The organism is Acidimicrobiia bacterium, assembly GCA_018057765.1.
Taxonomy (GTDB): Bacteria; Actinomycetota; Acidimicrobiia; order IMCC26256; family JAGPDB01; genus JAGPDB01.
Genome location: JAGPDB010000007.1, coordinates 13,289 through 25,142, shown reverse-complemented (window position 1 = coordinate 25,142; position 11,854 = coordinate 13,289). Strand labels below are relative to the sequence as shown.

The window sequence follows — 11,854 nt, the reverse complement described above, 5'->3', positions numbered from 1 at the left end:
TATTAATCATCCACCTTATCCATCATTCTTTTTTTGATTATTTCACGTCTAGTTCTTAATTGTTGATATGTGAGTGTATCGACTTTATCTTCCACCCTCATTGAATCTAACAGTGCATTTTTATCAAATTTGAGTTCATCTCCATCGATTTGTAAATCTTCGAATATTTTTGCTCCATATTCGGACATAAAATATGTATAAACATGTGATATTTCTCCAAGGATATCTAGATCTGGCGCTAAAGCCCCAGTTGCCCCATCAAGAAACATTAAATTTTTAACAAATAACATAAGTTCTTTAGGAGCATGCGCACCATAACCTAATAATTTTTTTGTGAGGTTTTTTAACTCATCGGTTAATTGATCGCTTGACATTTTAACTGGATCTTTAACTGGATCATTTAACCCAAGGTCATCCATCACTTCTTTTAAATTTGTGTCTTTAGGAAATGCGCCTAGATCAAGCAATGCTACCAATTGTTGCTCAATGTCACCTGACATACCTGCAATGATTAATCTCATAAACGCTTTGCGTTGCAATTCGTTAAAATGCCCGGTAATACCGAAATCAAATAGTGCAGTTTTACCATCTGTTTGGACAAACAGATTTCCTCCATGAAGATCTCCATGAAATACACCATATATTAATGCGCCCTCCAAAAATGAAATCAATCCTGCTCTTAAAAATTCTTTTGTATCAATATCTGCCGCACGAATGGAATCAACGTCATCAAGCGCAAATCCATACATTTGTTCCATCACCAAGACACGTTTTGTTACCATAGAGATATATGGCCTTGGAACAACTATAGAATTCTGATTTGTTTGAACAAAGACTCTCGCAACTTCTAACATCGACTGTGCCTCTAGACGGAAATCTAGTTCTTCGGATATTGTTTCACAAAATACTTCGACCAGAGCGGGCGGATTAGCCAATGCAGTAACCGGTATCCGTCCTACCATTTTTGGCGCCAGCCAAGTTAGTGCTTTTATATCTTTTTTAACTAATGCGTTTACTTGAGGCCGTTGAACTTTTACAACAACCTTTTCACCAGTTATCAAAGTTGCTTCATGAACTTGCGCAATCGAAGCTGCCGCTAATGGTTGTTTATTAAAAGAAGAAAAAATTGTTTCTAAGGGACGGCCAAAATCTTTTTCGATAACATTTTTTATATCAAAATATTTTTCTGGCTCTACTTGATCTCGCAGTAATTTAAATTCATCAACTAATTCATTTGGAAAAAGGCCTTCACCGGAAGATATAATTTGGCCAAGTTTTATATAGGTAGAACCTAAATGTACGAATTGCTTTCTAAGCTTTCTTGATATTGATTTATAAGATTTTTCTCTACCTTTTCTTTTGTCAAATATATACCAACTTGAAACAGCTACACCAATTCTCAATACAGCTACTATCATTCTGCCAATTGGCACAAAATGTTTTTTTTCCAACAGTTTACTTGCTTCGTAATGAACTTCTGCTCGTATTTCATTGGTTTTGGCGTCAAAATCTAGACACTCTTGTTCATTCAAATTCCAAGGTGCTCGGTTTGAAAAACTGCCCCATGTAGTATCTTTAGGACTTTTACTGCTTTCAAGCGATTTGCTTAATATTGCCATGTAGATAGCCTATTTCACTCAATGTAGAATTAGCTAATTGCACAAGCAATACCTGTACCTCTTAAATTGCAGTAACCATTAGGATTTTTACTTAGAAATTGTTGATGAACTTCTTCTGCATAATAAAACGTAGGTGTTGGTAAGAAATATAACTCTGTAGTTATCTCCCCGATTCCTCTCAAATTCAATGTCTTATTGTATGAATCTTTAATCTTCATAGCAATTTCAAATTGAATTTCTGATGTTGGGAATATGGCACTTCTGTACTCTGTACCAATATCGTTTCCTTGGCCCATATATTGAGTTGGATCGTGACCTTCAAAAAATTTTATGACCAAATTTTCATATGAAATTATATGAGGATCGAAAACAACCATTACAGTTTCAGTATGTCCCGTTTTAGCTGTACAAACCTCTTCATATGTAGGATTTTTTGTATATCCACCTTGATAACCACTAGCAGTTGTATAAACACCATCTATTTTCCAGAAAAGCTTTTCAGCGCCCCAAAAACAACCCAAAGCGAAATAGGCAATTTCATATTTTCTATCAAACGGTCCTTTGATAGGCGTACCTTTTACGTAATGAACACCCGTTATGTTCATTACTTCGTCTCGACCGTATAGTGCACGATCTTTGTCAATCATCACTTTTTTACGCTCATAGTAGGGGTTTGTAAATAGTCCCATTTAATCACCGCCCATTTAAAATTTTTATTTTTAAATAATAATGTCTTTTAATATGTACGAAACAATAGTCTTATTTGGATGTTGATGGTCTTAACTTACCAAGAGCAAATCTCCAAATAACCCATCCAAATGTTAAGAACAAAAATGAAATTAAAGCAAAAACAGGTTTAAATTCAAATGCTTCACGACCGGCCAATCTAGGTAAAGATACACGAATACCAATAGCAATTGGAACAGAAATGACCGACGAGATAACGGCACTTTTTATACTTCGCAAATCAGACGCAACGACAGCTTGCACTACGAAGAAAGCTGCTATAAAAGGCAATGCAGTAAGCAATCCGAATCCAAAAGTATATTCAATATCATGTTCTCGTGAACCTATACCAACAAAAATGGCTACAACTAAAAGGTCTAAAACTACTGCCATAAGTTTATGAATAACATATGCTTTACTTTTTTCTCCGTTTTTGATCAATTCATTTTCTGACATAGATTTCCTTTATATAATCGAACTTAGACTAATCATATAACAATACAAATATAACATCAGTAAAATGCGATAAAAAAGCATTAAAAGCAAGTAGCCTAGTGGAATGGCTTTACAAGGATTCGAAAGGCGTCTTGAACGTCTAGTTGAAGGTGTCTTCTCTAAAACCTTTTCATCACGTGTTCAACCAGTAGAAATTGGTCGCGCAATAATTAGAAGACTCGAGACTCAACGAACAATTACAACACAAGGGGCAACGGTACCTAATAATATAACTGTACACCTTTCAAATAAAGACGTTGAACAGCTAGATGGAATATTAGGAAACTTGGCCGATGAACTTTGTATCATCGTTCGCGATCATGCGAATTCAGAAAATTATAGATTAGTTGGACCAATAAATGTAACGCTCATATCTGACTCATCAGTCGATCCAGGCCAAATAGAAATAAAAACTGCATTTGACCAGGGAAGGGGCGCTAATAAGGGGGTACTTCTAGGCCCAAATGATGAAAAAATTGAACTTTCTAATGAGACTACAACTGTTGGTAGACTTACAACATGTGGTGTGTCTTTGACAGATTCACGTGTTTCAAGATTACATGCAGAAATTATAAAGAATGCTGAAGGTTACGAGCTAATTGACAAAGGTTCAACTAATGGAACACAAGTTAATGGAGAAACAATAGCCTCTCACACACTAGTTATAGGTGACAAAATAACATTCGGAAATACCACATTCGAATTCCAAGCACACGAATAGAAAGCTAATCCTTTGAGTGAATCACTCCTAAAATTATTAAATTACTTCTTACTAGCTGCAATTTACTTTTTTCTTTTTATTGTTACGCGAGTAGCGGCGCGCGAGTTAAAACCACAACCTGTCATGATAGCAAACGCTCCAAATGAATCAAAAAATGTGGTATCTTCAAAATTAAAAAATAAAAATGCGAGACTCTCACTTCTAGGTTTGAGTCCAGAAAATATCGCTGGTGAAAAATTTGAAATTGACGAAGAATCGACCATTGGTAGAGCACCAGGCTGTACGGTTACACTCACACACGATACAGCAATATCTCAAGTGCACGTGAGATTATTTCGCCAAGGTAAAGGTTTTTTTCTAGAAGATCTCAAATCAACAAATGGCACATTGTTAAATGGAAAAAAAGTTAACGCATTATCACGCATAAAAAAGGGTGACAGAGTTCAAATTGGCAGATCTGTTTTTGAGGTAATAAGATGAAAGTTCAAGTTGGCGCTATAACCGACGTTGGAAAAGTTCGTAAAGCGAACGAAGACTCAGTTCTTGTTGACGGTGATCTATTTGTGTTCGCCGTAGCTGATGGAATGGGCGGACACAATGCAGGTGAAATTGCTAGCGCAGTTGCGATTGAGACTATTAGAGCAACAACTGCAAGTGGTATCGATATTGAAGAAGCAATTAAGAGGGCCAATACTGCTGTAAGGAATAAAGCTGCAAGCGATATTGACCTAAGCGGAATGGGCACGACAATAACTGTGCTTGGATTCTCAGACAAGAGCGAACTATCCATTGCGCATGTAGGTGATTCTCGCGCTTATGTTTTACATAGAGATAACGATGGAAAGCCTGTTGGAGAACTAGAACGAATAACAAAAGATCATTCACTCGTTGAAGAATTAGTCCAAGCTGGCGAGATAACAGAAGAAGAAGCAAATGTTCACCCAAGAAGAAGTGTTATAACGCGCGCACTTGGCATTGAAGATAAAGTCAATGTTGATGTTACACCAATAGCATTTTTGAAAAATGATCGTTATCTACTATGTTCCGATGGTCTTACGTCAATGGTTCGAGATGATGACATACTAATAATATTAAAACAATACGAGTCACCAATTGATTGCGCCCACGAGCTGGTTGCTAAAGCGAATGCACAAGGTGGAACTGATAACATCACAGTTATTGTCCTTGACGTTATAAATCCAAAAGTAGAATTACCAGAGAAAATAAAAGTAGCTAGATCAATTTCTACACCAGATAATAATATCCCTAAGTCTGTTTTGCGAAAAGGACGCTACCCATTTATCACAAGAATAGTCATATCATTAATTGTTGTTGCAGCCTTAGGTATAGGTATCTATCAAACTGTGTTTTCATACGCACATAATGGGTATTTTTTAGATCAAAAGAATGGTCAATTGGTAATAATGTCTGGTCGTATAGGTGGTGTATTAATTTGGGAACCTGAATTAGATACCGAGACAGGTATTGACTATAAAAATTTAACACCATCTGACAAACTTTTAGTTACAAGACACACACGCTTTAATACACGTAAAGACGCGCTTAAAATGGTTGAGAAGGCAAGATTAGATAGCGGGAAAACTAAATCCCAACAAGACCCTTTTGATTATCTAAACTCTACGACTACTTCAACGACGACCACTGTAGTTGCTGATCCAAATGCAATAGTAATTCCTCCACCAACAAATGTAGGTGGACAGTAAGCATGGAGTTAAATGCTAATTCAGTATTAAATGAAAACGCGTCGGGTATTACATCTGATGTGGAATATATTTTGATCCCACGTTCGAAAGTTCGTACAAGATTACCTGAACTTTTGTTATGTAGTTTCGGAGCTATTATAACTATAAGTGGATATATATTGACTTCCTTAGTTGACAAGGATTATATTCCAGAACAAGCACCTACACTATTAATGTTCATGGTGATTTTAGTTTTAATAGCGCATGCTGCTACTTGGATTTTAGCACCACGAGCTGACGCAACAATTTTACCACTATCAATATTGCTCAATGGCGTAGGTTTTATTATTATTTCGCGTTTAAACGAAGATCAAGCACAAGCACAAGCACTTTGGACAGCATTAGGCATAGTTGCATTCATTGGAACATTATTAGTCGTAAAAAAAGTTTCTCTATTACACAGATATAGGTACACTTTTGCTTTCCTTGGTTTATTTTCAATATTGTTACCAGAATTACCTTTTTTTGGAAAAGAAATATACGGCGCAAGGCTGTGGATAAAAGTTGGAAGTTTTACTTTCCAACCAGGTGAGGTGGCTAAGGTATTTCTGACTATATTTATTGCATCATATTTAGCTGATACTAAAGAATTGCTCAGTAATTCTAGGAAAAAATTTGGTTTTATAAATATTCCCGACATTAAATATTTTGGTCCCTTGCTTGTTGCTTGGGGAACTTCGATTTTAGTAATGGTTAGGCAAAAAGATTTAGGTTCATCATTACTATTTTTTGCTGTTTTTAGTGCAATGTTATATATTGCTACCAATAGGGCTAGCTTTTTAGCATTTGGTATATTGATGTTTTCGGGCGCTGCAGTCATAGCATATCAACTCTTTGGGCATGTTCAAACGCGATTCGATACTTGGCTTAACCCCTGGCCAAAATCTGATAAGGGTGGCTTTCAATTAATCCAATCACTATTCTCTTTTGGGACTGGTGGAATAAAAGGTACAGGTTTAGGGCTCGGTACACCGCAAAAAATCCCACTTGCAAGTTCTGATTTTGTGTTTGCAGCCATTGGAGAGGAACTTGGGTTCTTAGGAAGTTGCGCAATAATAATCACACTTTTCTTACTAGTTGCCAGCGGATTTAGAATTGCAATAAGAGCGAATAAAGGTTTTTCTCAAATCTTTGCTGCTGGACTAACAACAATTCTAGGTATACAGTCTTTTATTATTATCGGTGGTGTCACAAGAGTCATTCCACTAACTGGTTTAACTTTACCATTCGTAAGTTATGGCGGTTCATCACTGGTTGCAAATTATGTAATTGTAGCATTACTACTAAGAATTTCTAATGAAACTGCTGTGGATAATATTAAGAATGGAACAATGATAATTCCACAAAAGATATCTAAAAAGTTTGCAAGATCGAAAGGAGAATAATGGATAGTGTTGAAATGCCAATTAGAAAAGTTGCAAAATTTATATATGCTCTCTTTTTTATTCTAATTTTACAATTAACTTATTTACAGGTCGTCGACGCAAAAAACTTAGAGAATAATCCAAAAAATACTAGAACCATTATAAATAAATTTACAAAACCACGAGGCGATATAGTTAGTGCTGATGGAGTTGTCGTTGCAACATCTACACCAAGCGATGACGAATGGAAATTTCAACGTGTTTATCCTACCGGTGAATTATTTGGGCACATCTCTGGTTTTCAATCTTTTAGGTTTGGCAACACTGGTGTAGAAGATACCTATAATTCTTCTTTACAAGGTGAACGAGGTCGAGAAGAAAATGTACCAAGGGTGATACTTACAGTTAGCAATGATATTCAATCATTTCTCAAAGAATCTCTTAATGGCCAAAAAGGCTCTATTGTAGTTATGGAAGCAAAAACAGGATCAATTGTCGGTATGTATTCTAATCCTTCATATGACCCAAATCCATTGACAAGCCATGATCAATTTAAAGCACAGCAGAGCTTTACTAATTTAATAACAGATGAAACAAAGCCCTCTGTGTCACGTGCATTTGCAGAACGTTATGCGCCTGGTTCAACATTTAAAATAATTACAGCTAGTGCAGCACTTGAGACTGGAAAGGCAGACGATAATTATAAGTTTGGTGCCTTGAACTTTTTCAAAATGGCTCAAACAGATAAAACAATTTACAACTTTGGAAAGAGTTCATGTGGAGGAACATTACAACGTGCATTTCAACAATCGTGTAATGTTGTTTTTGCTTCTCTTTCAACACAAATGGGTGATCAATTCACGCCAATAATGGAAAGATTTGGAGTTGGTGGGAAATTTAACGGCACAGAAAATATAGGATCACCACCTAAATTGGATATAGCTGGAGCAGTTGGAGCAACGGGTACTTTAGAGAATTCTTTTAGTAAGAACCAACCAAGTTTTGGTTATGCAGGAATTGGTCAAGAACTAATATCGCTTAGCCCGCTTAGTGTTGCCCTTATGACAAGTGCAATAGCTAACAATGGCACCATCCCTAATCCTCATGTAGTAGACCATACAGAGAATGGATCTGGAACAATCCTAAAACGTATCAATCCCGATCCTTTTAAACAGAATGTTATCTCGCCTACTATTGCAGAAAAGGTTAAAGGATACATGGTAGATGTTGTTAACCAAGGATCTGGAACTAGTGCAAAAACGAATGGACTGACAATTGCTGGTAAAACTGGTACTGCTCAAGTAGACGGCTTTGATTCACCAAATGTGTGGTTTACATCCTTTGCTCCAGCAGAAGATCCTAAATACATTGTCACAGTATTTCTAGAGACATCAAAATCAACAAATATAAATGCTACAGGTGGAGGATTAAGTGCACCTATAGCAAAGTCAATATATGAAAAATTATTTAATTTAAAGTAAAGTGAAACCTATGTCTGAGAATAAAAACATCGATAACAAGCTAGAACTTTTACATGATCGGTACCAGCTCGAGAAACTGATAGCTCGTGGTGGAATGGCTGAGGTGTATTTAGCTCATGACAATATGCTCAATAGGCGTGTAGCTGTAAAAATTCTTTTTCCTGAATACGCTCGCGAAGAGAGTTTTGTTGAAAGATTTAGAAGAGAAGCCCAAGCAGCAGCCAATTTGAATCATCCTAATATTGTTGCGATTTACGATTGGGGTAAATCCAAAGATTCATATTTTATTGTCATGGAGTATGTAGAAGGTAGTTCACTTAGAGACAAACTTATTGAAGATGGGCCAATAGATTCTGATATATTGGCTGAAATTTGTGCAGATGCTGCTTCGGCTCTTGCTTATGCGCATCAAAATGGGATTGTTCACCGCGATATTAAGCCAGGAAATATTTTAATAAAAAAGAATGGTAAAATTAAAGTAACCGATTTTGGTATTGCGCGTGCAGGTACTTCTGAATCATTAACTCAAACAGGTTCTGTTATGGGCACAGCTACATATTTTTCACCTGAACAAGCACAAGGCTATAGTGTTGATGGTCGTAGTGATATTTATTCATTGGGTATTGTTATGTATGAGCTTTCAACTGGCGTTCCACCATTCGTTGCAGACACTCCTATAGCTGTGGCATTTAAACAAGTTAGTGAAAAATTAGTACCCCCAAGTCAACGAAATGAAGATATCTCTCCTGATTTTGAAAGAATAATTTGTAAATGTTTAGAAAAGGATGCTGATGATCGTTATGAGAATGCAGATGCGCTTTATGAAGACTGTTCAAGGTATTTAAGAAGAAGACCCATTCATACAACTAGCTCAGTATTAGATGATCAAAATGCGACTATGGTAAATGCAGCAGTTCTGATGGATGATCCTACATTGGCTAATCAACAAGCATTGGCTAATCCTACACAAGCTGTAGGTGTTGTAAGTACTAAAAGCGATATGTCAAAACCTCCTGGTAATGGAAATGGCTATGAGTTTGCTGATAAGAATCGTAAGGGACCTATGGTAATTGTTACAACTATGGTTGTACTCTTAGTTTTAGCTGTTGGCGGTATTTTATTTGCAGTTGCCAATACAAAATCTTCGCCTAGTTCAACAATAACTCTACCTAATGTTCTCAATAAAACATTAGGAGATGCCAGACGTCAATTAACAAACCTGGGTTTTGAAGTTGTTGTGGTAAATACAATCAATGAGTCTGTTGCGAAAGGTTTGGTGTTTTCACAAGATCCGGAGTCTGGAACGAAACTTCGAAAAGGCAATAAAGTAACTATAAAAGTTAGTGCTGGTATTGGTGAAGAAAAAGTTCCAAAAGTTGTCGGGAAAACCCCAACTGACGCTGGTCTAATTTTGGAGGACTTAGGATTCACAATGAAAGCATCTGAAGAATTCTCAGATTCTGTTGAAAAAGGTAAAGCCATTCGCTCTGATCCTAAAGCTGGCACTAAACAAAAGCGCGGTTCAACAATAAATGTATTTTTCTCGAAAGGTTCTACAACAGTAGCTATACCTAATGTTCTTAATATTGATTCAACAACAGCTGCTGCACAACTTGGTAAGGCAGGATTTAATGTTGTTACAGTTAATGAAGCTAGCGATAGCGTTCCTATTGGGAAAGTCATAAAAACTGATCCAGCTTCTAATACTGAAGTTCAAGCAGAATCTACAGTTACGATGTATGTCTCTAGTGGCAGGGCTCAAGTAACTGTGCCTGATGTTGTTGGAAAGACCAGAGCTGATGCAACTAATACTTTACAAGCTGCTGGTTTTGGGTTAATAATTTCTTCGTCAAGTTCTCCAACGGTACCTAACGGTATTGTAATATCTCAAAATCCTGCTGCAGGTACATTGGTAAATAAATCGCCAGCAACTAGTGTTTCTATTAGTGTAAGTTGTGGTGCAGTTTGTACAACAACGACCACATAGGTTTATAAAGATAGCAACAGTCAACAGAATTTAGGACTATAATTTAATTATGCCAGTTTCACAAGCACCTAGAAAAAAACAAGCAACACGTAAAAAGAATGCCAAAAAGGCAGATCAAGAAGCTCAGGCTGTTGCTCAAACTAAACACGATAAGACGCCATTATATATCCCTGTTGCTACATTTGTATTTATAATCACGGGAATTGGTGTTGTAATCTTGAACTTTCTGGAAGTTTTACCTGGGAAAACTATGCAAACGCAATTTTCTATTATTGGTGTGTTGTTTTTGTCATTAGGGCTAATCGCAGCCACACAGATAAAGTGATTTATCCTCTTTACGCCAAAAGGGAGTAACTTCGAGTTCGAATTACAAATGTGTAGTTTACCCACATAGTTATCCACAAACAGTGGAAAACTTTATTTAATCGGTGTGGAAATGATCATATCTTCTCTACAATGTCTCGGCGCAGCAGGCATTTCGCCCTCTGGCGCCATAGTCATTGTAACTTGTGCCCCGCATACTCCACAGTAATACGAGATATCCACAGGCTTGATGTCATCTGGGTCGGGTTCTGCTGGTGGAGCAACCCAAAACTTCTTCAAAATAGATGCAAACATAAGATAAAAACTAATACCTAAAAACAATGCTATTAATACAGCCACTAACGTTATTTGCACGATAATAATACTAACACTAGACACAACCCTATAGAGAGCGAAAGATCCGGATTCTTTATTGTATTCAGAATGGATATTCAAAGTAGAATATATAAATGCCTAGGAAGAAATCGCACCCGTTAACATTTACGAAAAAATCAAAGTATGCACAGAGCGTATTCCCTGGTGTTGTTAGTTCATTAAGAGAAGTGCCTAAGAATATACCCAGACCATACTATGTTCCAGGCGCTAGCCAACTTCCAAGATCACCTATTCCTGCACAAGAAAAAATTAATCGTATGAAAACAGCTGGAATCTGCGCGCGTGAAGTAATGCTAGAAGCACAAAAAGCAATTGGAGTTGGTGTCACTACTGATGAAATTGATGCCGCAGTACACAAGGCCACTGTTGAACGTGGAGCATATCCTTCCCCATTGCAATATCATAATTTTCCTAAATCGGTATGTACTTCTGTGAATGAAATAATATGTCATGGAATACCTGATTCTAGAAAATTACAAGATGGGGATATTGTTAACCTAGATGTAACTGTATTTTTAAATGGTGTTCACGGAGATCATAATTATACTTTTGAAGTAGGCAAAGTTGATCAGGTAAGCAAAGATCTTATACGTGTCACGAATGAAGCGCTATGGCTAGGTATCAGTAAAGTTCATCCCGGTGGACATACCAGAGAAATTGGTAAAGTTATTGAGCAATACGGTAAAGATAATGGTTATGGTGTAGTTGAAGATTATACCGGCCACGGTATAGGCGAAGAGTTCCATACCACTCCTACAATTTTGCACTACGATTCAGAACAATGTGATGTTATCATGACACCCGGAATGACTTTTACAATAGAACCAATGTTTTGTATAGGTAAATGGCAGTCAGTTATATGGAAAGATAACTGGACGGTTCAAGCCAAAGATTTTTCAAGATCGGCACAGTTTGAACATACACTCTTAGTTACTGAGTCCGGAGTAGAAGTATTAACATTATTACCAGATGAAGAACGACTTTTTCCATTAAATTAAT

12 protein-coding genes are annotated in these 11,854 nt (G+C 36.8%); 8 read left to right on the top strand and 4 right to left on the bottom strand.

All coding sequences use genetic code 11. The annotated features are described in order from the left end of the window. Positions 1-2: 2 nt before the first annotated feature. The 3 genes from KBF89_03665 to KBF89_03655 form a co-directional block, all read right to left on the bottom strand. A complete protein-coding gene (locus KBF89_03665) occupies positions 3-1,619 on the bottom strand; it encodes an AarF/ABC1/UbiB kinase family protein (GenBank protein MBP9115420.1) in 1,617 nt (538 codons plus the stop codon). A 29-nt stretch (positions 1,620-1,648) separates the two neighbouring features. Further along, positions 1,649-2,308 carry a peptide-methionine (S)-S-oxide reductase MsrA gene (gene msrA, locus KBF89_03660; protein MBP9115419.1) on the bottom strand — a complete coding sequence of 220 codons (660 nt, stop codon included), beginning with the start codon at positions 2,306-2,308 and terminating at the stop codon, positions 1,649-1,651. Positions 2,309-2,378: 70 nt separating this feature from the next. Then, positions 2,379-2,801, bottom strand: a complete 423-nt coding sequence (locus KBF89_03655) for a DUF3054 domain-containing protein (GenBank protein ID MBP9115418.1) — start codon at positions 2,799-2,801, stop codon at positions 2,379-2,381. A 103-nt stretch (positions 2,802-2,904) separates the two neighbouring features. Here KBF89_03655 and KBF89_03650 point away from each other — a divergent pair, with 103 nt between their 5' ends. The 7 genes from KBF89_03650 to KBF89_03620 are packed head-to-tail and all read left to right on the top strand — an operon-like array spanning position 2,905 to position 10,481. Next, positions 2,905-3,561 carry a DUF3662 domain-containing protein gene (locus tag KBF89_03650; GenBank protein MBP9115417.1) on the top strand — a complete coding sequence of 219 codons (657 nt, stop codon included), beginning with the start codon at positions 2,905-2,907 and terminating at the stop codon, positions 3,559-3,561. 12 nt (positions 3,562-3,573) lie between these two features. Continuing rightward, positions 3,574-4,041 carry an FHA domain-containing protein gene (locus tag KBF89_03645; protein MBP9115416.1) on the top strand — a complete coding sequence of 156 codons (468 nt, stop codon included), beginning with the start codon at positions 3,574-3,576 and terminating at the stop codon, positions 4,039-4,041. Further along, the gene (locus KBF89_03640) at positions 4,038-5,285 is read left to right on the top strand and encodes a Stp1/IreP family PP2C-type Ser/Thr phosphatase (protein ID MBP9115415.1); all 1,248 of its coding nucleotides are present in this window, start codon (positions 4,038-4,040) and stop codon (positions 5,283-5,285) included. The genes KBF89_03645 and KBF89_03640 overlap by 4 nt, the downstream gene beginning before the upstream one ends. A gap of 2 nt (positions 5,286-5,287) precedes the next feature. Beyond that, entirely contained in the window at positions 5,288-6,709 is a 1,422-nt protein-coding gene (locus KBF89_03635; protein MBP9115414.1) for an FtsW/RodA/SpoVE family cell cycle protein, read from the top strand. Further along, entirely contained in the window at positions 6,709-8,169 is a 1,461-nt protein-coding gene (locus KBF89_03630; protein ID MBP9115413.1) for a hypothetical protein, read from the top strand. The genes KBF89_03635 and KBF89_03630 overlap by 1 nt, the downstream gene beginning before the upstream one ends. Before the next feature lie 10 nt (positions 8,170-8,179). Further along, complete coding sequence (pknB, locus tag KBF89_03625; protein ID MBP9115412.1) at positions 8,180-10,156, top strand: Stk1 family PASTA domain-containing Ser/Thr kinase; 1,977 nt, start codon at positions 8,180-8,182, stop codon at positions 10,154-10,156. A gap of 49 nt (positions 10,157-10,205) precedes the next feature. Beyond that, on the top strand, positions 10,206-10,481 hold the full coding sequence (locus KBF89_03620) for a hypothetical protein (protein ID MBP9115411.1): 276 nt from the start codon (positions 10,206-10,208) through the stop codon (positions 10,479-10,481). A 92-nt stretch (positions 10,482-10,573) separates the two neighbouring features. On the opposite strand, the gene KBF89_03615 is transcribed toward KBF89_03620, so the two are convergent. Continuing rightward, complete coding sequence (locus tag KBF89_03615) at positions 10,574-10,834, bottom strand: hypothetical protein (GenBank protein MBP9115410.1); 261 nt, start codon at positions 10,832-10,834, stop codon at positions 10,574-10,576. Between the two features lie 95 nt (positions 10,835-10,929). On the opposite strand from KBF89_03615, the gene map reads away from it, so the two are divergent. Further along, positions 10,930-11,853 carry a type I methionyl aminopeptidase gene (map, locus tag KBF89_03610; GenBank protein MBP9115409.1) on the top strand — a complete coding sequence of 308 codons (924 nt, stop codon included), beginning with the start codon at positions 10,930-10,932 and terminating at the stop codon, positions 11,851-11,853. Position 11,854 lies beyond the last annotated feature (1 nt).

Bases quoted from the DNA above. Each gene is read 5' to 3' on its own strand.
- KBF89_03620 (MBP9115411.1), top strand. From the start codon at position 10,206: ATGCCAGTTTCACAAGCACCTAGAAAAAAACAAGCAACACGTAAAAAG.
- KBF89_03650 (MBP9115417.1), top strand. From the start codon at position 2,905: ATGGCTTTACAAGGATTCGAAAGGCGTCTTGAACGTCTAGTTGAAGGT.
- KBF89_03640 (MBP9115415.1), top strand. From the start codon at position 4,038: ATGAAAGTTCAAGTTGGCGCTATAACCGACGTTGGAAAAGTTCGTAAA.
- KBF89_03655 (MBP9115418.1), bottom strand. From the start codon at position 2,801: ATGTCAGAAAATGAATTGATCAAAAACGGAGAAAAAAGTAAAGCATAT.
- KBF89_03665 (MBP9115420.1), bottom strand. From the start codon at position 1,619: ATGGCAATATTAAGCAAATCGCTTGAAAGCAGTAAAAGTCCTAAAGAT.
- pknB (MBP9115412.1), top strand. From the start codon at position 8,180: ATGTCTGAGAATAAAAACATCGATAACAAGCTAGAACTTTTACATGAT.
- msrA (MBP9115419.1), bottom strand. From the start codon at position 2,308: ATGGGACTATTTACAAACCCCTACTATGAGCGTAAAAAAGTGATGATT.
- KBF89_03630 (MBP9115413.1), top strand. From the start codon at position 6,709: ATGGATAGTGTTGAAATGCCAATTAGAAAAGTTGCAAAATTTATATAT.
- map (MBP9115409.1), top strand. From the start codon at position 10,930: ATGCCTAGGAAGAAATCGCACCCGTTAACATTTACGAAAAAATCAAAG.
- KBF89_03635 (MBP9115414.1), top strand. From the start codon at position 5,288: ATGGAGTTAAATGCTAATTCAGTATTAAATGAAAACGCGTCGGGTATT.